Here is a 22433-nt window from a genome sequence, read left to right as displayed (position 1 = left end):
TACAGACGAGAAAGGGGCAGATCCCGAGTGAAGAAATTAGTACTTATTGACGGCAATAGCATTGCCTACCGAGCCTTTTTTGCATTGCCGTTGCTTAGCAATGAGAAAGGTGATTATACAAATGCTGTGTATGGCTTTACTACAATGTTATTAAAAGTTTTGGAGGACGAAAAGCCGACGCATTTATTAGTCGCATTTGATGCGGGTAAATCCACATTCCGCCATAAAACATACGCAGCTTATAAGGGGACTAGGCAGAAGACTCCATCAGAGTTGTCTGGACAAATTCCATTGATCCATCAAATGCTTGATGCATTCTCAATTAAACGTTACGAAGCAATTGATTACGAAGCAGATGATATTATCGGAACTGCTGCGACAGAAGCAGCAAAAGACGGGTATGAAGTTGTTGTTATTACTGGTGATAAAGACTTGCTACAGCTCGTTGGTGATAATGTTGAAGTGGTGCTAACAAAAAAAGGAATTACAGAAGTAGATCGATATAATGAAGCGAAGATTGATGAACGATACGGCTTAAAGCCAAAACAGATCATCGATTTAAAAGGTCTAATGGGCGATACCTCAGACAATATTCCTGGTGTACCTGGTGTTGGTGAAAAAACGGCGCTAAAGCTTTTGGGAGAATTTAAAAATGTTGAAACAGTGCTAGACTCGATTGATAAAGTATCTGGAAAAAAACTTAAGGAACGTTTAGAAGAAAATAAAGAACAAGCACTGCTTAGTAAAGAACTAGCAACAATTAAACTTGATGTGCCTTTAGAAGAAAAGATAAGTGAACTAGCTTATGAAGGATATGACTATAAGGAAGCAAAAGAGGCCTTTAAACAACTTTCTTTTGCCTCATTGTTAGGACGTTTAAATGGTGGCGAAGATGAAGAAGATAATCCAGTGGAGATGGAACACCTGTCTATAGAAATCATAGAAGAACTGACAGAAAATCATCTTGTGTCACCTTCTGCACTTGTCGTTGAGGTATTAGGAGAACACTATCATCATGCAGATATTGTTGGAATCTCGATCGCGAATAAAAACGGTCAATTTTATATTCCAACAAGCAAAGCAGTAGAGTCAGACTTGTTTAAAGCATATATGAAATCAGAGCGTGAAAAGAAATGGTTGTTTGATGCAAAAAAAGCGGTAGTAGCTCTTGCTTGGCAAGGTATTGAATTAAATGGTGTAGATTTTGATTTACAAATGGCTTCTTATTTACTTGATCCGTCATTGTCTTCTCATGAAATTAGTGATATTTCTTCTAGAAAAGGGACAGGCAGTGTGCAAGATGATGAGACTGTGTATGGAAAAGGGGCAAAACAAGCACTTCCGGATGAACAGGTACTTGCGGAACATCTTTGTCGAAAAGCGCACGCCATGTTTCAATTAAAGGAATTACTCGAAGAAGAATTAAGGGAAAACGAGCAATATGAACTATTATTTGATTTGGAAATGCCACTATCAATTGTTCTCGGTAGGATGGAAAAAGAGGGCGTTCGCGTTGATCGTGATCAATTAATAGCGATGGGTGATGATTTATCTGAACGATTAGCTTCATTAGAAAATAAAATACATGAAGAAGCGGGAGAAACGTTTAATATTAATTCTCCTAAACAGTTGGGTCACATCTTATTTGAGACACTGGGTTTGCCACCTGTTAAAAAAACAAAGACGGGTTATTCAACAAGTGCGGATGTGCTTGAAAAATTGTCGGGTTCTCATCCAGTAATTGAACATATCTTGCTCTATCGACAACTTGGGAAACTCTATTCCACTTATATTGAGGGGTTACTCAAAGTCGCTGATGAAAAGACAAATAAAGTTCATACACGCTTTAATCAAGCGTTAACTCAAACAGGTCGGTTGTCATCCACGGATCCGAACTTGCAAAATATCCCAATTCGTTTAGAAGAGGGGCGGAAAATTCGTAGAGCTTTTATTGCCTCAAATGAAGAGTGGTCAATTGTTTCCGCAGATTACTCTCAAATTGAGCTTCGTGTGCTAGCACATATTTCAGGTGATGAACGAATGAAAGAAGCATTCTTAGAGGATATGGACATTCATACGAAAACGGCAATGGATGTTTTTCACGTTGAGCATGAAGAGGTTACCGATCTAATGAGAAGAAGTGCAAAAGCGGTTAACTTTGGAATTGTTTACGGAATAAGTGATTATGGTCTATCACAGAACTTAAGTATAACAAGGAAAGAAGCTAAAGAATTTATTGATCGCTACCTGTCGAGTTATCCAGATGTAAAAGCCTATATGGAAAATGTTGTTAACGAAGCAAAGGAAAAAGGATTTGTGCAGACGTTATTAGCACGACGGCGTTATTTGCCAGAGCTTGCAAGCCGGAATTTTAACCAACGAAGCTTTGCAGAACGAACTGCAATGAATACACCAATTCAAGGGACGGCTGCTGATATAATTAAGTTGGCGATGGTACAAATGAGCAAGAGACTCGAGGAATCAGACTTAAAAGCTACGATGCTCTTGCAAGTGCATGATGAATTGATTTTTGAGGTTGCTAAGGAAGATGTTGCGGAATTAAAAGAAATGGTTGCTGATGTAATGGAAAATGCGCTTAAACTTGATGTGCCACTAAAAGTAGATGTATCAAGTGGAGCATCTTGGTATGACGCAAAGTAAGGAGAAATAAAATGCCAGAATTACCTGAAGTAGAGACGGTGCGTCGCACGCTTTTACAACTTGTTGTCGGGAAAACAATTAAGGATATAGCAGTGGAATGGCCGAAGATCATTAAAAAACCAGACGACGTCCAGCAATTTACTCTTCTACTTGCTGGTCAAACAATCGAAGACGTGAAACGTAGAGGGAAGTTTCTACTATTTATTTTGACAGACCATGTTCTCGTCTCTCATCTTCGTATGGAGGGGCGTTATGGATTGTATGATCCAAGTGAAGAAAAAACAAAACATACACACGTTACCTTTTCGTTCACGGATGGGACTGAATTGCGGTATGCAGATGTAAGAAAGTTTGGGACGATGCATGTTTTCGCTAAAGGAGACGAAGAAACGGTTATGCCACTGTCGCAATTAGGTGTTGAACCGTTCTCTGATCAATTTACTGTTGATGTATTAACTCAAGCATACAAAAAGTCAAATCGTGCAATTAAAACGGCGTTACTTGATCAAAAAACCGTTGTTGGTTTAGGAAATATTTATGTTGATGAAGCACTGTTTCGTGCAGGTATTATGCCTGTACGCGTTGCTTCATCTCTAAGTGCCAAAGAAATGGCGGTATTATACACAGAAATCAAACAGACGTTGCAAGAAGCCGTGGATGCAGGTGGAAGCTCAATAAAGTCTTACGTCAATGGTCAAGGCGAAATGGGGATGTTTCAACAAAGTTTGAACGTCTACGGAAAAAAAGGGGAGCCTTGCAAGAAATGCGGTTCCTTAATCGAAAAAACGGTCGTTGGAGGCAGGGGTACTCACTTTTGTCTTAACTGCCAGCATTAACATTGAATAAGTCCCTTCCATATACTATTTGCAAACATTGAAATAGGCAGGAGGGTTTTCTTTGTCAGCATTTATTTTGCTAGCCGTGGCGCTTAGCCTTGATAGTTTTGGTGTAGGATTAACATATGGCATGCGTCGTATTAAAATTCCGTTGCTTTCGTTATTGTTTATCGCAGTATGTTCGGGTGTATCGATATTAATTGCAATGAGTGTAGGTACTGCATTGTCTGTATGGTTATCACCACAATTTGCAGAAGCAACAGGAGCGATTATTCTCATTTTGATTGGATGTTGGGCGTTATATGAGACGTATAGACCAAAAAAAGAACGACTTGAAAAATCCGGACGTACGGGTGTAGACTTTACAGTCCGAATGTTTGGGTTTGTTATTCATATTTTACGCGACCCAGAAACGGCAGATATCGACTCGTCGGGAACAGTAACAGGAAAAGAAGCCTTCTTACTCGGGTTAGCTTTATCCTTAGATGCATTTGGTGCCGGTATTGCAGCTGCTTTGATGGGCTTCTCACCAGTTGGCTTAGCTTTATCAGTAGCTATACTAAGCGCATTATTTGTTTCGTTAGGTACATTTGGTGGTTATCAAATGGCTCATTTAAAATGGGTTAGGAGAATGTCGTTTATTCCAGGATTGCTGTTAATTATTATTGGTGTATTTAAATTGTAACAAAGGGGTAAAAACTCGTGAAAATTGGATTGACTGGCGGTATTGCAAGTGGGAAATCCCTTGCGTCCAAATACTTAATGGATAAAGGCGTACCTGTTATAGATGCAGATGTGATTTCACGACAAGTTGTAGAGCCGGGAGAACTGGCATTAAATCAAATTATTCAAGCATTTGGTCGTGAAATTCTGACAGATGAAGGTACTTTAGACAGAAAGGCGCTTGGTTCAATTATTTTTGCTGATGAAGAAAAGCGAAAAATCTTAAATAATATTGTACACCCTGCTGTTCGAATAGAAATGAAGCGCCAATCAGATGAACTTGTTCGAGCTGGGCACCCTCTTATCGTGCTTGATATACCTCTATTAGTTGAAGGGGAGCTTTTTTATTTAGTTGATGAAGTTTGGGTTGTTTATGTAGACAAACAAACGCAGTTGTTACGATTAATAAAAAGAGATCAATCAAATGAGAAAGATGCGATGCAACGAATTGCTTCTCAACTTCCATTAGAAGACAAAACAAAAAAAGCCGATCTTGTTATTGATAACAGCGGTTCAAAAGAAAATACGTATGATCAGCTCGATCAAGCTTTAAAAAGAGTCGCTTTTACATAAGGCGACTCTTTTTTACGCCTAAATTTAAAATAATTGATGATTAATTGTGTATTTGTGTTATACTAATTCATATAATAATAGTAAAAGTGATGTCACATTTCAGACCGAAAGGATGAAATCAATGAAAGTAAAAATGGCGATTAATGGTTTTGGAAGAATTGGGAGAATGGTTTTTAGAAAAGCATTCTTGGAAGGAAAAGCAGAAATTACAGCAATTAATGCTTCATATCCAGCGGAAACGCTTGCGCATTTAATTAAATATGATTCAATGCATGGTCCTTTTATGGCAGATGTTTATGCAAAAGATGGGAATCTTTATGTAAACGGTACAGAAATTCGTTTGCTTGCAGAGCGCGATCCGAGAAAATTACCTTGGGAAGAGCTTGGAATTGATATTGTGATTGAGGCAACAGGCAAATTCAAAACAAGAGAAACCGCAGGTTATCATTTAGATGCGGGGGCCAAAAAAGTTATTATTACTGCCCCGGCTAAAGGTGAAGATGCGACAATTGTAATGGGTGTTAACGAAAACGATTACAACGAAAACGAACATGCGATTCTTTCAAATGCTTCGTGTACAACAAACTGTCTTGGCCCTGTTGTAAAAGTACTTGATGAAACCTTTGGAATTGAAAGTGGAATGATGACAACAGTTCATTCTTATACAAACGATCAAAAGAACATTGATAATCCTCATAAAGATTTGCGCCGTGCGCGAGCGTGTGGGCAATCAATTATTCCAACATCTACTGGTGCAGCAACTGCGATTTCGAAAGTATTGCCACAGCTAGAAGGGAAATTGACGGGCATGGCTTTACGGGTGCCTACGCCAAATGTATCGCTTGTTGATCTAGTGGTTCAAGTAAAAACAGACGTGAGTCCAGAAGATGTTAATAGAGCATTTGTTAATGCGGCCAATCACTCGTTAAAGGGTATACTTGGCTATACGAGCGAGCCACTTGTATCAATTGATTTTAATGGTGAAGAGCAGTCAGCTGTTATCGATGGTTTATCGACAGCAGTTCTTAATGGAAGACAAATCAAAGTATTAGCATGGTATGACAATGAATGGGGTTATTCATGTCGAGTCGTTGATTTAATGAATTATGTTGCAGACCGAATGATGGTAAAAAAAGAAATTCATTCAGCATCCTAGTAGAAAAGCCAGTTATTTTCAAAGATACAGTTGCATTCATTATATAAAACAAGTATACTGAATCCCGTGAGTTCGTTTAAAAACGGGATTCGTTTTTCTTGCAGCATGGGTTAGGACCTCTTAGGACTAACTTTCCCCCCTGTACGGAGGCGATCCTACATGCACTTTTGATGCATGGCGAATTTCGATAAAGGGGGATGTTTAAATGGATACAATGGGTCGTCATGTCATTTCAGAGCTTTGGGGTTGTGACATAGAGAAATTAAACAATATGGAGTTTATTGAGCAAGTATTTGTAAATGCCGCATTAAAAGCGGGCGCTGAAGTTAGGGAAGTTGCTTTTCACAAGTTTGCTCCTCAAGGGGTTAGTGGTGTCGTTATTATTTCGGAATCACACTTAACCATTCACAGTTTTCCTGAACATGGCTATGCAAGTATTGACGTGTATACATGTGGACCAGTAATTGATCCAAATGTTGCAGCTGATTTTATTGCAAAAGAGCTAAATGCAAAAACAAGCGAAGTGCTTGAATTGCCTCGTGGAATGGGTCCGATTAAAGTTGACAAACGAGTTGAAATGAGCCAAAGTGCTCGTTAAATAAATGGAAAGCGCCAATTGATGGCGCTTTTTTTAGTTTGTATGGTATGGGTAATGCTTTTGAAAAACAATTCCCACTTTAAAGAAACAGATTCCTTCGCAAGGCTTGAGTTATGGTATGATAAAGGAAAAGGCCTTGTAAAGGGAGTTGAGGTAAACGTGGGCATCCGCGACACATTTAACCGAATGGTTAGTACAAGAACAGAAACAGGTGAAGAACACCCGGTAAAGGAGTTGCAAACGCGTTACTACAAAACAACAAAAGATAAAGCCATGCGTGCAGTAGAAGACGTTGTCAAGCAGCGTGGGTTTTCGATCAAACGAAGCGAAGAAGATCGGGGTGAGATCGTTGCGCAAACAACTTCAGGTAAAAAAGTATTGCTTGTTGTTTCGGTCATCACTGTGAAACCTTATCGTACTGCAGTTGATTTTTCTTGCGCAACGGAAACCGCATTACCGAGTGATTTTGGCTACAGTAGAAAACTGACTTTAGCACTTTATAAAGAACTAGATCAGTCACTACCATATGTCGGTTCAGCACTTGGAAGCGAGCTTTTATAAATGCTTGCCACATAAGTGTTTTTTTACTATGATAGGGGAAACGAATAATGTCCATGTGGCACAGATGGAGATGATGAAATGCGATGTCCAAAATGTCACCATAACGGAACAAGAGTACTTGATTCGAGACCAAGTGATGAAAGTCGCTCAATCAAACGGCGACGAGAGTGCGAGCATTGTTTACAGCGTTTCACTACTTTTGAAACGGTGGAAGAGACACCTTTATTAATTGTTAAGAAGGACGGCATGCGTGAAGAGTTCAGCAAAGAAAAAATGTTACGCGGACTTGTAAGGGCTTGTGAGAAAAGGCCTGTGCCAATTGAGAAATTAGAGGAAATTGTCGTCCAAGTGGAACGTACTTTACGCAATGAAGGTGAAAAAGAAGTCCGCAGTCAAGATGTTGGGGAACGTGTGATGGAGCGTTTAGCGACAGTTGATGATGTAGCCTACGTTCGATTTGCATCTGTTTATAGACAATTTAAAGACATTAATGTATTTATAAAAGAACTGACGGATTTAATGAATAAAAACTAAAAGGAGCTAAAGCGGAGCTGCGCTTTAAGCTCTTTTTTGCCGAAAGGAGCGAACTTTCATGACATGGCATTGGAAAGAAGTGTTGCCAGTTGATCCGTTCTCTGTTCGCTTAGCTGATTTTATTTCTGATATTGACCTTCACTTACTTACTTTACTTTATCAACCTTTAATTGGTGCGAAAGCGACGGGCTTGTATCGAAGCCTTCTTTCTCAATTACCAACGGGGATGTTCGTAAGTGATCGCCATACGCATCAACACTTAAGTTTAATGCTTGGGCAAGATATGGCAGAGTTACTCGAGGCGCGTAAGAAACTTGAAGCAATTGATTTATTAAGGACGTATCAACGTAAAGATGAACAAGAGCGCTTTTTCGTTTATGAATTACAGCCGCCAATGAAACCCCACGTTTTTTTTAATGATGATGTCCTAAGTGTATTCCTGTTTAACCGTTTAGGTAAAAAAGGTTATCGTGCGATTAGAGAGCGGTTTTTACTGGAGAGAATAGACTATGCGGCATTTGAAGAAGTGACACATTCTTTCTCAGACGTATTCACATCATTAACTCATTCAGAAATGCAACCCAAATTGATGAATGAGGACGTCGAAGCATTTAATGGACACCAGACTGAAGTGATTGGCCGTGATAAAGCAGGCCTTACATTTAAAGGGTTTGATTTTGAATTGATGAAGCAATCCCTATCTAGCTTTGTTGTTCCTGATGAATTTTTGACATCTGACATGATTGAATTAATAAATAAACTTGCATTTGTTTATCAAGTAGAACCACTGACAATGGCGAATTTAATTGAACGTGCTGCAATGGGGGAATCATTGCAAGCAAATGATTTGAGGGAGACGATTCAGACGTGGTATAAGCTTGAAAGTAGTTCTCAAGCTCCAGCACTTGGTCTGAGAAGTCAATCCGTTGGTCAGAGAACTGTAGTAAAGGAACCAACAACCGAAGAAGAGAGAGTAACACTTTTTTATGAGGAGACAGCACCAATCACTTTATTGGAGATGAGACAGGATGGCGCCTCAGTGGCACCAGCAGACGTTAAAATCATTGAAGAACTAATCGTTGATTATATGCTTAACCCAGGTGTCGTTAACGTCATGATTGATTCTGTGTTATTTCGAAATGATATGAAATTATCAAGACCATTCATGTTAAAAATCGCTGGACACTGGAAGAGAAAGAAAATCAAAACCGTACCAGAAGCGATGCGCCTTGTAAAAGAAGACAAGCAAAAACAAACAGAGGCTATGGCGAAGAAAACAAACACGTCAAGACGGAACTCTAGGCAAGATAAATTGCCCAAATGGCTTGTCCAGGAGCAGAGTGAGAAAGCAAATCAAGCTTCAAGCAATGAGTTAGAAGAGCCAGAAGATGTCCAAGCTGCGAAGCAAGAAATTGCAAGCTTAATGGAAGAAAGAAAAAGACGAAGAGCTCAGAAAGGGGAAGGCTAATGGATTCAATTAAAGGTTCACTTGAAGCCTTTGATAAAGATGGCCGCTTGCAACATCGTATCAATGAGCAAAAAAAGCGGTTGCTTGAATCAGAGTCTGTGCAATCGTTTTTAAATGATAATCCAGGAGTTACCGGGGACATGATTGATCGTGGGTTGAGTAAACTTTATGAGTTTAAGAAAGAACGAGAAAATTGTCGTGCTTGTCCCGGTCTTGAGAACTGCCCAAATATGATGCAAGGATATCGCCCATTGCTTTATACAGAAAGGCAAAGTTTAGAACTTTCTTATACACGTTGTCCACTTAAATTAGAACAGGAAGCGAGACTCGAGCAACAGCAACTCATTCAATCACTCTATATCCCCAAAGATGTTCTTGATGCGGCATTTGATGATATGGATCAAGATAACCAACGGGCGAAAGCTATTTCACAGGCAGTACGTTTTGGCGTTAACGCAAACCCAGGAGAAGATGGCATGGGTCTTTATTTTCATGGTAAATTCGGAGTAGGAAAAACGTATTTATTAGGTGCGATAGCGAATGAATTAAAAGACAATCAAATACAAAGTTATCTCATTTACACACCTGATTTTTTTAGAGAAATGAAACAGGCTATTGGTGATGGTACGTTTCAAGAAAAGCTTGATGCGGTAAGGGTAGCTCCTGTACTAATGCTTGATGATATTGGTGCTGAAACAACAACAGCTTGGACGCGTGATGAAATACTCGGTCCAATACTTCAGTACCGCATGTCAGAAAAACTCCCAACCCTTTTCACTTCAAATTATGATTATGAAGAGTTGGAAGAGCAGCTTGCTTATTCGGATAAAGGCGGGACGGAACAATTGAAGGCAAAACGGATAATGGAACGGATTAAACACTATACAACATTTGTGGAAGTTGGTGGCAAAAACCGGCGGGGCTAAAGTCCTGCCGGTGTTTTGTTGTGCATTGGATGTTTAGAAAGAACTATGATACGATGGAATAGATTACTAGATAAACTCGTGTTTGGAGGTACAAGAAATGAGCGTAGGTGCCATTTTAGACCGGGCGTTAAACGGCGAACGCATTTCCATGTCTGATGCGGTGGAACTCTATGAAAGCGACGATCTTGATAAATTAGGAAGAGCTGCTGACGCAATTATGAAGAAGTGGCATCCTGAACCAATAACGACGTTTGTTATTGGACGCAATGTTAACTATACGAACTTTTGTGATACATATTGTTCGTTTTGCGCTTTCTATCGACCGCCAAACCACAAAGACGGTTATGTGCTAGATGATGAAGTCATTTATCAGAAAATCAAGGAAACGCAAGATGTTGGGGGAACAGAGATTTTAATGCAAGGTGGAACAAACCCAAATCTAAAACTTGATTACTATACGGATCTTTTAAAAGGAATAAAAAAACGCTTTCCGGATATATGGATGCATTCATTTTCACCAGCTGAAATATGGAAGATTGCTGAAGTAATGAATATGTCCGTTGAGGATGTTTTGCGTGAACTTCATGAAGCTGGTCTTGATAGCATGCCAGGTGGAGGAGCCGAGATCTTAACAGAAGAAACACGCATGCGTGTGAGTAGGCTAAAAGTAACTGCTGATCAGTGGCTTGATGCGATGAAAGCTTCTAAGAAAGTAGGTATGTTCGGATCGGCGACCATGGTCATTGGTTTTGGAGAATCCTTTGAAGAGCGTGCTCTTCATTTACAACGTATCCGAGATGCTCAAGACGAAACTCAATGTTTTACCGCGTTTATTTCTTGGTTGTTGCAACCAGAGAATACAGGGCTAAAACGTTTGAAGAAATTATCACCTGAAGACTATTTGAAAAATGTGGCTATTTCTAGAATCTTCTTAGATAATATCGCGAATTTCCAATCGTCTTGGGTGACGATGGGACCAGAAGTTGGTAAGAAGTCTCTCCATTTTGGTTGTAATGACTTTGGTAGTACGATGATGGAAGAGAATGTTGTATCAGCGGCGAATACAACTCATAAAGTAAACTCAAATCTTACACTACAGCTTATTCGTGAGGCTGGAAAAATACCGGCACAACGAAATACAAAGTACGAAGTTCTGCGGAAGTTCGAAGATGACCAGCAAGTAGAAAAAGATTTTGTGATGCAAAACTAGTTTATGTAAGCTTTAAAACCATATGGTTTTAAAGCTTTTTTTATTGTGAGGCATGTTTTCTCCGTTCGTACATAAATTGAAAGTAAGCCTGTCTGGCTTCCATAGAGGTTGTGATGAGGTTTTTGATATGTTAGGGGGAGTCATGCGTGATTGCCATTCACTTTGAAGAACGGGGAACTTGTGCGCATTTTTTTAAAGAACTAGCCACTTATATGGCATCGTTTGCACCATTAGGTTTTGGTGGGGCAGTTGAGAACCAAGGAAATCATTTAATCACCGTCCGCTATGAAAATCATGATGTGGACTTTTACGATTCATTCCATCCTTTTTTAGCATCGATCTTTGCTGATTATGTGATTGAGACGAAGGAAGATGCGTGGTTGATTGAGATTGCGGAAGAATTATTCTATTTTACAGATGCAGAAGAACAACAACAGATTGTAGCTATTGCTCAATCCATTCTCCAGGGAGATAGAAAAGGAATTCCATCAATGAAGCCGCATTTTGACCGACGTGCGTTCTTATATGGTGCATTTGCAGCTCATCTTGATCCAGAAACTACTTTTTATTACGAACCTTTCCTGACATTCCGTTTAAAAGAATACGGAGAAGTATTAATTGATTGTATGGAGCTTGCAATCGATGAATATTTAATGGAACAAGACTATCAAACGATGATAGAAAACTTGCGACATTATATTCGGTTAACACCAGCGCAACGACCAATGGTTCATATTATTCATGATGGGATGTTTTCCTTTTATGATGAACATTTCCGTAAATTAACACCAGATGAAATGGAATACTATGTAAAACAAGAGCTTGTATTTGAAACAAATTTAGACTTGTCGGAAATGGTGATTAGCCCCCTCGTCAGCATGGCGCCGGGTCATGTACATGTCTTCACAAATGAACCAGACGATAGCATTATTTTATCTATTCAATCGATTTTCCAAGAACGACTTAGCATCTTTCCACTTCATCAAGGGCAAAAACAATCTTAAAATAGACTTGCAAAATAAGTCGTAGTTTTTGTATAATGTTCCTGTAAAAGTATTGAGAAGGACACCGCACTCAAGTTACACGTTGCATAAGAGAAAGGAGCCTTTGGCTGTAAGCTCCTGAACGTGTGTGAGTTGTGACCACCTTTGAACTGCTTTGGGGAACGAAAGTATCCAAAGCCGGCCCGCAACCGTTATCTGTATGTAGAGCTAATTAAGTAGGGTGGAACCACGAAACCACACTCGTCCCTTCACGCAAGGGGACGAGTGTTTTTTTTGTACTAACATAACGGAAGGAAGTTAAAATGATGACGGATATACGAAAGTTTACTTTCCCAGACGGTGCTGTGAAAGAATTTCCGAACGGTACAACAACGGAAGACATTGCAGCTTCTATAAGTCCAGGATTAAAGAAAAAAGCATTAGCCGGAAAGTTGGACGGACAGCTGTATGATCTAAAATCAGCTCTTCCAGCGGACGGGGCTATTGAAATTGTGATGCCTGGAACTGAAGACGGCTTGGAAATTATGCGACATAGTACGGCCCATTTAATGGCGCAAGCTGTAAAACGACTCTTTCCAGGAGTGAAGCTTGGGGTAGGTCCAGTAATTGAAGGTGGATTTTATTATGATATCGATGCGGATGAATCGATAACGGCAGAAGATTTGCCTAAAATTGAAAAAGAAATGAAGAAGATTGTTGGAGAAAACATTGAAATCGTCCGTGAAGAAGTAAGTCGTTCTGAAGCGGTATCTCGATTTAAAGACGACGAGTATAAAGTAGAACTCATTCAAGCAATACCAGAAGGCGAGACTGTAACCATTTACACACAAGGTGACTTCTTTGATCTTTGTCGTGGTATACACGTTCCATCAACGAATAAAATAAAAGAATTTAAGCTTCTATCCACTGCAGGTGCGTACTGGAGAGGCGATTCGAAAAACAAAATGTTACAACGTATTTACGGTACGGCTTTCTTTACAAAGGAAGAGTTAAACAAGCATCTAAAAATGCTCGAAGAAGCAAAAGAACGTGACCACCGTAAGCTTGGAAAAGAACTTGGTATTTTTGCTCTATCACAAAAAGTAGGACAAGGCTTGCCACTATGGCTGCCAAAAGGAGCGACAATTCGCCGTATTATCGAACGATACATTGTTGATAAAGAAGAACGTCTAGGTTATCAACATGTGTATACGCCTATATTAGGATCGTCCGAGCTTTACAAAACATCTGGACATTGGGAGCACTATAGTGATGATATGTTTCCACCAATGGAAATGGATAACGAAACATTGGTTCTTCGTCCGATGAATTGCCCGCACCATATGATGGTGTACAAGCAGGATATGCGTAGTTACCGTCAATTGCCTTTGCGAATTGCAGAACTTGGAATGATGCATCGTTATGAGATGTCGGGCGCTGTATCAGGTTTACAACGCGTTCGAGGTATGACACTAAATGATGCTCATATCTTTTGTCGGCCTGATCAAATTAAAGATGAATTTGTTCGTGTTGTCCGCCTTGTGCAAGAAGTGTATAAAGACTTCGGTCTCGACAATTATTCATTCCGTCTCTCTTACCGTGATCCAGAGGATAAAGAAAAGTATTTTGATGATGAGGCGATGTGGAATAAAGCACAAGACATGTTAAAAGATGCAATGGATTCCCTTGGCGCAGACTATTACGAAGCAATTGGGGAAGCTGCTTTTTACGGTCCGAAGCTAGATGTTCAAGTGAAAACTGCTCTAGGTAAAGAAGAAACACTGTCCACTGTACAACTTGATTTCTTATTGCCGGAGCGCTTTGATTTAACGTATGTCGGAGAAGATGGTAAACAGCATCGTCCAGTTGTCGTCCATCGTGGTGTAGTGTCAACGATGGAACGTTTTGTAGCATTTTTGCTTGAAGAATATAAAGGAGCGCTGCCAACATGGCTTTCCCCAGTACAAGTGCAAGTCATTCCAGTTTCAAATGAAGCCCATCTCGAATATGCAACGCTTGTAAAAGAACAGCTGCAATTAGCTGGTGTCCGCGTGGAGATTGATGAGCGCGATGAAAAACTTGGCTATAAAATTCGAGAGTCGCAAATGCAAAAAATCCCTTACATGCTTGTGTTAGGTGACAAAGAAGTAGAAGCAGAAGCGGTTAATATTCGTAAGTATGGCGAACAAACGTCAGAATCGAAGCCACTTCAAGCATTTATTGAACAAATGAGCTCGGAAGCGAAAAAATAAACAATATTCATCTAAGAACCTCCTACAAGTTACTTTAAATAACTCGTTTGGGGGTTCTTTGTAAATGAGAGCGGAGCATGGTTTTCCGAGGGAAGTGAGGGAGGATATGAAAAGGACCACTGCGATTCCTTTAATCGTTTTATTTACTTGTGTATATGTAGCATTCGTAGCCATTCGTAATTATTTGGAAATGTCTATTGCTGAGGTGACGATAAAAATAAAACGATACAGTTAACGGATCTACAAGGTCAATTTATTGTTATTCATTTATGGGCTTCATGGTGTGAACCTTGTATTGAAGCGATACCGTTACTTGATGAATTGGATGAACGCTACAAAGAGATAAAAGTGTTGGCTGTTAATCGAGGCGACCTTGAGATTGCAGATGAAAGAGCAAGCCAGTTTATTTATGATAATTCTGTCAGGTGGATGTCCTTACAGAGGATCATAAAGGAGAGTTCTTATCTAGTTGGTTTACCGACAACATACTTAATTAATAAAAATGGGATAGTGGTTGATATTTTTAGTGGGGAATTAACCGAAGCAATAATAAATGAGACAATTATTAATCAGCTTGATTAAAGGAAATAGTTTTATTTTTTAATCAAATAATTCTGTGTGATGAAAATTTTTTTTACAAAAGTATTCGTGTCTTTTTCAGAAAGCGTTATGCAGAGCGTTAAAATATGCTACTATGTTTTTGAAAGCGTACTCAAAAATGATGAAATGATTTATTGATATTTGGAAATGGAGGATAAGATGACAAAAAAACTGCAATGGGGCATTTTAGGGACAGCGACAATCGCTAAAAAATCAGTCATTCCAGGCATCAACGAATCAAATACTGGAGAAATCAAAGCGGTGGCAAGCAGGACGCTTGAAAAAGCACAAGAAATGGCAAGAGAAGCTGGAGTGAAAGAAGCTTACGGCTCTTATGAGGAATTGTTGCAAGACGAAGATGTTGATGCGGTTTACATTCCTTTGCCAAATCATCTTCATAAAGAGTGGGTCATCAAGGCTGCCAAAGCTGGCAAACACGTATTATGTGAAAAACCGATCGCTCTAAATGAAAGCGAAGCGAAAGAAATGCAGCAAACTTGCGCAAATCACGGTGTTGTACTTGCAGAGGCGTTTATGTATCGTTACCAAGCGCGCTATGCCCATATAAAAAGAACAATTGAATCAGGGGGAATTGGTGAAATACGTGGGATCCGAGCTGTTTTCTCGTTTAATAATAGTGAAGATATGAGCAATTTTCGGATGAAGCGAGCAAATGGTGGAGGAGGGCTTTATGACATCGGTGTATATCCATTAAGTTTGGCGCGTATGATCTATGAAGAAGAACCAGAAGCGGTTACGGTCCATGGATTTGCACCAGCTTCCCACGACCACGTTGATATGGTTGCCGCAGGTCTTGTTGAATTTTCTGGAGGTAAATTCTTAACATTTGATTGTGGGATGTGGGCTGCTTTTCGCAATGAAGCTGAGATCCTAGGAACGGATGGTCGAATTGTCATCCCAAATGCTTTTACGGGCGGTTTAGAAGGATATGAACTGATTACAGGGAATGGTAGCGAAACGATTGAAGTAAAAGACGTTAATCATTATGCCTTGCAAGCAGATTCATTCGCACAGGCCGTGTGGAAAGAAAAATCGTTGCTATTTGGAGCTGACGATGCAGTTGCAAATATGAAAGTGTTAGATGCATGTTTAATTTCACAAGAAAACCGTAAACGGATTGAATTAGGAGGAGAACGATGAAATCGATACCACTTGCTAGTATAGACCAACCGGTTTCGGCCTTAATTATGGGATCTGACTATTTTTCACCAGATAATCAGGAAAAAGTAAATCAAGTGTTGGAACATTATATAACAGTTGGTGGAAATACAATTGATACAGCTTATATTTATAATGGTGGCCAAAGTGAAAAGGCAATTGGAAATTGGTTAGATGCTGGCAATAGAGGCCGTATCAATGTATGGACAAAGGGTGGTCACCCGAATAAAAATGGTCATACGATTAACCGTGAAGAATTAACTGAACAATTAAAAATAAGTTTAGATCGTCTAAAAACCGATCAAGCAGATTTATATGCTTTGCATCGTGATGATCCAACTGTTCCAATTGGTGCAATTCTTGAGTGGCTTAATGAATTTGTAGAAAACGGACAAATCGCCGCCTTTGGGGGCTCCAATTGGTCTGTCGAACGATTGGAGGAAGCGAATGACTATGCTGCAAGAAATGGATTGAAAGGGTTTTCTTTTTCTAGTCCAAACCTCAGTCTTGCTAAAGCACAAGATCCTTATTGGCCTGGTTGTATTAGTTTAGATCAACAATCAATAGCATGGCATACGAAAACGAATGTACCGGTGTTTTCATGGTCTTCACAAGCGAGAGGTTTTTTTACTGGACGATTTACTAGAGAAGATAAGAGCAACGACGATCTTGTTCGTGTTTTTTATAACGATCAGAACTGGAAGCGTTATGATCGTGCTACAGAGCTTGCGAAACAAAAAGGTGTATCAACAATTGAGATTGCTCTTGCGTACGTAGTTAATCAGCCTTTCCCAACGGCAGCCATTATTGGACCACAAAATCAAACAGAGATGGAGTCATGTGCAAGAGGAGCAGCGATTGAATTAACTCAAGCAGAACTTAATTGGTTGGATTTAAACAAATAAATGGGAAGGCACAGGTTACGATTTTTAACCTGTGCTTTTTTTTAAACTACTCGAATGAAGAAGCTTCAACAATTAATAGAAGGGCTTCTTTTAATGCTACAGTTTCGTGCCATTCTTCCTTAGTCCATTCAACTCCCTCTCCAGCATAGAGTGTAAAATGATTATCGGTTCCGCGTACATTTACTTCACCGGATAAACAAATAAGACGTTGAGACACAGTTGCTTGATGCCAACCAATTTTATTTCCTTTTGTTAAACGTGCTAGCAGAACTTGACACGGATCATGTACGTTGGCAATTGGTAGGGCAGTAAAGAGTGACTCATATGCTGTGATCTCTTTTTTTTCTGGACAAAATTTTCGCAAGATCTTCACCTCTTTTTCTTAGTATACAATTTACATATTTTCACAGATATTCTTTTTCGTTTCTAGTGAATATTCACTTAACTGCTTCACTATTTTAAAGAAAGCATCTGTAATCTTCCGAATCGAGTGTAAGTATAGTATAAAAGATTAAATAAACAATCTGCAAATGAAGGGGTAGTTCGGGTATAATAGAAGTATAGTAAGTTAGATGAACTAGGAGGTTCCTTACGTGTTCACATATAAAATGAAAGAACTTGGCTATACGACGGATCTACCATATGGTCAACTAGATATTAGTGGTGATGATTCAGCCGGTTTTAGACCTTTTCAACTTCTTGTCTCATCGATTGCTGTTTGTAGTGGTGGTGTTTTTAGGAAAATCTTAGATAAAAAGCGGATTCAATATGATTCAATCGATATTGAGGCAGATGTTGTCAGGAATGAAGCAAATGTAAATGAAGTGATAGAAGTTCACTTGCGATTTTTTGTTAAAGGTTCGGTCTCAACCACAGAACTGTTAGAAAAATCATTAGCTCTCGCTTCGAAAAATTGTCCAATTGTCCAGTCGGTTAATAAAAGTATAAAAATTACAGAGTCTATCATAAAAAAAGACGTTTAAACGTCTTTTTTTATATTTTATATAAAGATAATTCTAAAGTTTTTATAAAGTTGCTAGTTTTTTATAGTTGAAAACGTATAATGTAAGAAGATCGATTAAAAGAAAAAAGGGGTATAACGGATGGAACAATTAAAGCAACGACCGTATGATCATGATCATGAAGAATTTAGTTTTTCGAAAAAACCAAATATTTTCACGTTTATTGTTAGTCCTATTAAACAATTTGAGCGAATTAAAGGCGAACCAATTGCGTTCGGACCAATGTTTTTGATTCTCGGACTTGTCTTAATAGGCTTAATTATTCCTGCGATTGTTGGACAAGGTGGTTTAGTTGATTTTACGGAAGCGGGAGTTGATGGGGAGGAATTCTACGCTGAAGATAGTTTTTATTTTGAGGAGGAATCTACCTTTGGAAATATTGATTTAGAGGGACTTACGGTTGGTTTTGTGAGTGGGATTATTGTTTTAGCTTTATTTGCCGCTGTGCCACCGTTATTTGCATTATTATTTATGGCATTTGCTCGGATGCAAAATAATCGAGTTTCTTATGGGAAGCTTTATTCTATGACTGTCTTCGCTTTACTGTCTAGCGCAATCGGTTTTCTCTATTTAATGATTATGAATACGATAAACGGTACATACGGTTATGTATATACTGCGCCCTCTGTTTTTGTTACGCAAGAAAACTTATTTTATCCTTTATTATCTACATTAGAAGTCTCTTCAATTGCTTTTATAATTCTTATTGTTATTGGATTAATGAAAACGGCTAATTTTCATCGTTTGCCGGCTATTGCAATCGGTGGCGGGATATTTGCTCTATTTTTTGTAATGAATGTATTGGGGGGACTTTAAGTTGAGCATTGTAAAGAAAGGAATTATAGCTGTTGTTGTTTTGGGCTCAGTTATTACGTTCACGACGTTTGGTATGTCCAATGCCCATCAAGTGTCTGGTGAACCTGAGGGGAATATGGTGGACCTTATATCTCCTATGTATGAGGACATGAGTACGACTGTGTTGGTTCCTGGGTCACTTGAGCTGGTTGATCGACAAGTGATCAACGAACTTGCGGAAAATGGGGGGTACGAGCTTCTTGTAGAGGTCGGTGATGTAGTTGAAGAAGGGACGCCGCTCATTCAATATTCAACAACAGAAATTGACTATGAAATACAAGACATTCAATTACAAATCGACCGCAGTAATGCATCAATTTCTAAATATACTTCTTCAGAAAATGAAGTTACTAAGAGGAAAAATGGACCAGATGTAAAACCGACATTTATTACTGATGATGAAACAGGTGAGAAAACAGAAGTTGATCCTGTTGTAACGGTAGCAGAGTTAGATGCGGAATTAGCGGAGCTTGCTGAATTGAAAAAAGAAGAAAATTATACACTAACAAGATTAACCAACCAATTGGAAGGTGTAAAAGAACAAAAAGAACAATTAACAGTAAAAAGTAAAATAAATGGAGCTGTATTGAAGATAAACGAGCAAGGAGAAGCACAAGCTGAAGAGATATATGGTGGAACTTCTACAACTGCTTTAATGGAAGTAGCCGATACATCTAAATTTACAATTACAGGGAATATTTCAGAGCGTCAATCTCTAGATGTTGAAGTCGGTCACTCGGTCTTTGTCTACTCTGATACATTAACTGAGAGCACGTGGAATGGCGAGGTTATTGATGTTTCTTACTTTCCAACTGAAAGCAATGATTGGTATGGAGACGCTTCAGGTTCCCAGTATCCTGTAACAATACTCGTTACAGAGGGTGATACAGAAATGTTACGTCCTGGTTACCAAGTCTTTGCAGAAATCCTAACATCTGAACAATTAGGCTTAGCGATACCAATGGAAGCATTGAAATACGATGAATTTTCTACGTATGTTTTAGTATATGAAGACGGAATAGCCGTTAAACGAGAAGTAGAAATTGGTTTTTCAAATGATTACTCCGTTGAAGTTATTAGTGGCTTAACAGAAGAAGATCAAGTAATCCTTGATTACACGGAAATGATTGACGAAGGTATGGAAGTGGTTCCATTTGATTACGGAGATTTCGAAGAGGATTCATTTTATGAAGAAGATGAATCAATGGTCGAAGACGTGTTTGATGATAGTGAATTTGAAGAAGAAATTGAAAATGAAGAAGAAGAGTCTACTGATGAGGGCGAAGATGTATGATTAGGTTCAATCAAGTAACAAAATCATTTCGAATTGGTGCATCTTGGTCCCAAGTCTTATCCCCAATTGACTTAATGATTGAACGGGGCAGCTTTATGTCGATCATGGGTCCGTCGGGTTCTGGTAAAACGACGTTAATGAATATTCTTGGTTGCTTGGATCGACCGACTACTGGTCAATATCTTTTGGATAATGAACTCATTGGTACACAGAGTGATAGCGAGCTTGCAAAGATTCGTAATGAAAGAATTGGTTTTGTTTTTCAACAGTTTCATCTATTACCGAGACTCTCTGCTTGGAAAAATGTTGAACTACCGATGATTTATGCAGGTGTAGGAAAAAAGGAGCGAAAAGAAAGGGCGTTTCAAGCTTTGGCACGTGTTGGTTTAGAAAATCGATTGCATTATAAGCCATCATCTTTGTCTGGTGGACAAAAGCAACGTGTAGCGATTGCCCGCGCGATTGTAAACAATCCAGCAATTATTCTTGCTGATGAGCCAACTGGTGCACTGGATTCAAAAACAAGTAATTCGATTATGGAGCTTTTGCGGGAATTAAATGTAGATGGAGCAACAATTGTCATTATTACACATGAAAAAGAAGTAGCGGAAAAAACGGATCGGACCGTTTATGTCCGTGATGGCAAAATTCAGGAGGCAGCAGCTTCCTGATAAGCTGTTGGAAAGGACAGTCGCTGTGAATATCATAGAAAATATAAAGATGGCCTTTAGTTCTATTGCTGCTCAAAAAACAAGGGCGTTTCTAACGACACTTGGCATTATAATTGGGGTAGCCGCTGTTATTATGGTTGTAGCGATTGGTCAAGGGGCGGAGCGAAAATTAAAAGAGCAAATTGTCGGGGTTGAAAACATTCGTGATGTTAATTTCCAACCATCAGAATTAGATGAGGCAGAAAATCCAAATATTTGGTGGAATTGGAAGTTCACAGAACAAGATATCGAGAGTATACAAGCCTTACCGAATGTTCAATCAGCAGTTGCATCATCAAACAATCATACTTCAATCATGGTGAATGAGGAACAAATTGAGACAGAAATTAATGGAATAAACATGCACTACCTTGATCTCCATGCGTATGAAGCAATAGAAGGTGAGCTATTAAAACCAATCGATTTTCTAACAGGTAGCCGCAAAGCTGTTATTACGTCGATGCTTGCGGAGCAGTTGTTTCCTAATGAATCTGCTGTAGGACAAACCGTAAAAGTAGGGGCTTATCCGATTGATATTATTGGGGTACTTGCTCCGTCTGAAAGTGTTATTCGCTATGACTATGAACAAATGATGTTGCCTTATGAAACATCGAAGTTAATCTTCTTTACTGAGGGATTTGATACGCTAAGTATCCGTTCAGAGACAGTGGAGGAAGTGGAGATGGCCGTAATCGATGCCATTAACTTATTAAATGCTAATCATGAGACAATTGATGCCTATCAAGGCGAAGATAAAAGTCAATATATTGAAGCAAATACAACCATTACTCAAACATTAACGCTTATAATTGGTGGAATTGCAGGCATTTCTCTTTTAGTTGGTGGAATTGGTGTCATGAATATCATGCTCGTTTCAGTAACAGAGCGAACAAGGGAAATTGGTATACGTAAATCAATGGGAGCTACTAGAGGACAGATCTTATTCCAATTTCTAATCGAGTCTGTTGTATTAACAGCACTTGGAGGAATGATGGGAATATTACTTGGTGCTAGCTTTGTTTATTTGGTTGGTTCAGGTTTCGACCTGGAAGTAAGCCTATCGCCTTTTGTTATTGCCATTGCGACAGCATTTTCGCTTGTTGTTGGTATAGTTTTTGGTTTGCTCCCCGCAAACAAAGCGGCGAGACTTGATCCTGTTGATTCACTAAGATATGAGTAACGACATTATGCATTGACAGAAGTAGATGTACATGGTAAGATACTCTTTGTGTTAGTCAAATAAAGCAAGAAGAAGCACCCGCTTCTCACCTGTTCGACGTTGGTTGCCAGGTTAGAAATCGTCAGTTATAAACATACTGATTAAATGTGGGTGCAATGCGTCCGCATTTTTTTACGTTTAGACGTTTGATAATTGCTTTAGCTGCAT

The 22433-nt window shown here is 39.1% G+C and carries 23 protein-coding genes and 1 other annotated feature; of the genes, 22 read left to right on the top strand and 1 reads right to left on the bottom strand.

Annotated features, from left to right (window positions below):
• Positions 1–27 precede the first annotated feature (27 nt).
• The 17 genes from polA to BK584_RS06815 all read left to right on the top strand — a co-directional run bounded on the left by polA (position 28) and on the right by BK584_RS06815 (position 17165).
• Positions 28–2661, top strand: coding sequence for a DNA polymerase I (gene polA / locus BK584_RS06890; RefSeq protein ID WP_139365626.1), 2634 nt, complete (start codon positions 28–30; stop codon positions 2659–2661).
• Positions 2662–2672: 11 nt separating this feature from the next.
• The gene (mutM, locus tag BK584_RS06885; protein WP_078391912.1) at positions 2673–3497 is read left to right on the top strand and encodes a DNA-formamidopyrimidine glycosylase; all 825 of its coding nucleotides are present in this window, start codon (positions 2673–2675) and stop codon (positions 3495–3497) included.
• 61 nt (positions 3498–3558) lie between these two features.
• Positions 3559–4182, top strand: a complete 624-nt coding sequence (gene ytaF / locus BK584_RS06880; protein ID WP_078391911.1) for a sporulation membrane protein YtaF — start codon at positions 3559–3561, stop codon at positions 4180–4182.
• 17 nt (positions 4183–4199) lie between these two features.
• On the top strand, positions 4200–4793 hold the full coding sequence (coaE, locus tag BK584_RS06875; RefSeq protein ID WP_078391910.1) for a dephospho-CoA kinase: 594 nt from the start codon (positions 4200–4202) through the stop codon (positions 4791–4793).
• 121 nt (positions 4794–4914) lie between these two features.
• Entirely contained in the window at positions 4915–5949 is a 1035-nt protein-coding gene (locus BK584_RS06870) for a glyceraldehyde-3-phosphate dehydrogenase (RefSeq protein WP_078391909.1), read from the top strand.
• Between the two features lie 205 nt (positions 5950–6154).
• Positions 6155–6547: an adenosylmethionine decarboxylase gene (gene speD / locus BK584_RS06865; RefSeq protein WP_054703950.1), complete on the top strand. Its 393-nt coding sequence runs from the start codon at positions 6155–6157 to the stop codon at positions 6545–6547.
• A gap of 60 nt (positions 6548–6607) precedes the next feature.
• Entirely contained in the window at positions 6608–7108 is a 501-nt protein-coding gene (locus BK584_RS06860; RefSeq protein ID WP_245808811.1) for a DUF1499 domain-containing protein, read from the top strand.
• 78 nt (positions 7109–7186) lie between these two features.
• Positions 7187–7642 (top strand): transcriptional regulator NrdR, encoded by a 456-nt coding sequence (gene nrdR, locus BK584_RS06855; RefSeq protein WP_078391908.1) that lies wholly within the window; start codon positions 7187–7189, stop codon positions 7640–7642.
• Between the two features lie 58 nt (positions 7643–7700).
• Complete coding sequence (locus BK584_RS06850) at positions 7701–9110, top strand: replication initiation and membrane attachment family protein (RefSeq protein WP_078391907.1); 1410 nt, start codon at positions 7701–7703, stop codon at positions 9108–9110.
• On the top strand, positions 9110–10036 hold the full coding sequence (dnaI, locus tag BK584_RS06845) for a primosomal protein DnaI (protein WP_078391906.1): 927 nt from the start codon (positions 9110–9112) through the stop codon (positions 10034–10036). Before BK584_RS06850 ends, dnaI begins: the two co-directional genes overlap by 1 nt.
• Before the next feature lie 97 nt (positions 10037–10133).
• Positions 10134–11246 carry a cyclic dehypoxanthinyl futalosine synthase gene (gene mqnC, locus BK584_RS06840; RefSeq protein ID WP_078391905.1) on the top strand — a complete coding sequence of 371 codons (1113 nt, stop codon included), beginning with the start codon at positions 10134–10136 and terminating at the stop codon, positions 11244–11246.
• A gap of 146 nt (positions 11247–11392) precedes the next feature.
• Positions 11393–12250, top strand: coding sequence for a putative sporulation protein YtxC (ytxC, locus tag BK584_RS06835; protein WP_078391904.1), 858 nt, complete (start codon positions 11393–11395; stop codon positions 12248–12250).
• A gap of 305 nt (positions 12251–12555) precedes the next feature.
• Positions 12556–14481, top strand: a complete 1926-nt coding sequence (gene thrS, locus BK584_RS06830; RefSeq protein WP_078391903.1) for a threonine--tRNA ligase — start codon at positions 12556–12558, stop codon at positions 14479–14481.
• Positions 14482–14545: 64 nt separating this feature from the next.
• On the top strand, positions 14546–14716 hold the full coding sequence (locus BK584_RS24500) for a hypothetical protein (protein WP_169871099.1): 171 nt from the start codon (positions 14546–14548) through the stop codon (positions 14714–14716).
• Positions 14707–15063, top strand: coding sequence for a TlpA family protein disulfide reductase (locus tag BK584_RS06825; RefSeq protein ID WP_078391902.1), 357 nt, complete (start codon positions 14707–14709; stop codon positions 15061–15063). The genes BK584_RS24500 and BK584_RS06825 overlap by 10 nt, the downstream gene beginning before the upstream one ends.
• Before the next feature lie 177 nt (positions 15064–15240).
• Positions 15241–16242 (top strand): Gfo/Idh/MocA family protein, encoded by a 1002-nt coding sequence (locus tag BK584_RS06820; protein WP_078391901.1) that lies wholly within the window; start codon positions 15241–15243, stop codon positions 16240–16242.
• Positions 16239–17165, top strand: coding sequence for an aldo/keto reductase (locus BK584_RS06815; protein ID WP_078391900.1), 927 nt, complete (start codon positions 16239–16241; stop codon positions 17163–17165). The genes BK584_RS06820 and BK584_RS06815 overlap by 4 nt, the downstream gene beginning before the upstream one ends.
• 46 nt (positions 17166–17211) lie before the next feature.
• On the opposite strand, the gene BK584_RS06810 is transcribed toward BK584_RS06815, so the two are convergent.
• A complete protein-coding gene (locus tag BK584_RS06810) occupies positions 17212–17529 on the bottom strand; it encodes a hypothetical protein (RefSeq protein ID WP_078391899.1) in 318 nt (105 codons plus the stop codon).
• Positions 17530–17773: 244 nt separating this feature from the next.
• Here BK584_RS06810 and BK584_RS06805 point away from each other — a divergent pair, with 244 nt between their 5' ends.
• The 5 genes from BK584_RS06805 (at position 17774) to BK584_RS06785 (ending at position 22226) form a co-directional block, all read left to right on the top strand.
• Positions 17774–18148 carry an OsmC family protein gene (locus tag BK584_RS06805; RefSeq protein WP_078395441.1) on the top strand — a complete coding sequence of 125 codons (375 nt, stop codon included), beginning with the start codon at positions 17774–17776 and terminating at the stop codon, positions 18146–18148.
• 120 nt (positions 18149–18268) lie between these two features.
• The gene (locus tag BK584_RS06800) at positions 18269–19003 is read left to right on the top strand and encodes a YIP1 family protein (protein ID WP_078391898.1); all 735 of its coding nucleotides are present in this window, start codon (positions 18269–18271) and stop codon (positions 19001–19003) included.
• Position 19004: 1 nt separating this feature from the next.
• Entirely contained in the window at positions 19005–20336 is a 1332-nt protein-coding gene (locus BK584_RS06795) for an efflux RND transporter periplasmic adaptor subunit (RefSeq protein ID WP_078391897.1), read from the top strand.
• The gene (locus tag BK584_RS06790; protein ID WP_078391896.1) at positions 20333–21007 is read left to right on the top strand and encodes an ABC transporter ATP-binding protein; all 675 of its coding nucleotides are present in this window, start codon (positions 20333–20335) and stop codon (positions 21005–21007) included. The genes BK584_RS06795 and BK584_RS06790 overlap by 4 nt, the downstream gene beginning before the upstream one ends.
• Positions 21008–21032: 25 nt before the next feature.
• Complete coding sequence (locus tag BK584_RS06785) at positions 21033–22226, top strand: ABC transporter permease (protein ID WP_169871097.1); 1194 nt, start codon at positions 21033–21035, stop codon at positions 22224–22226.
• Positions 22227–22286: 60 nt separating this feature from the next.
• Positions 22287–22405: a sequence feature (ribosomal protein L20 leader region), on the top strand.
• Positions 22406–22433 lie beyond the last annotated feature (28 nt).

It is taken from the genome of Shouchella patagoniensis, from assembly GCF_002019705.1.
GTDB lineage: Bacteria > Bacillota > Bacilli > Bacillales > Bacillaceae_D > Shouchella > Shouchella patagoniensis.
The sequence above is the reverse complement of the archived record's forward strand: the minus strand, read 5'-3'. Positions and strand labels throughout refer to the sequence as shown.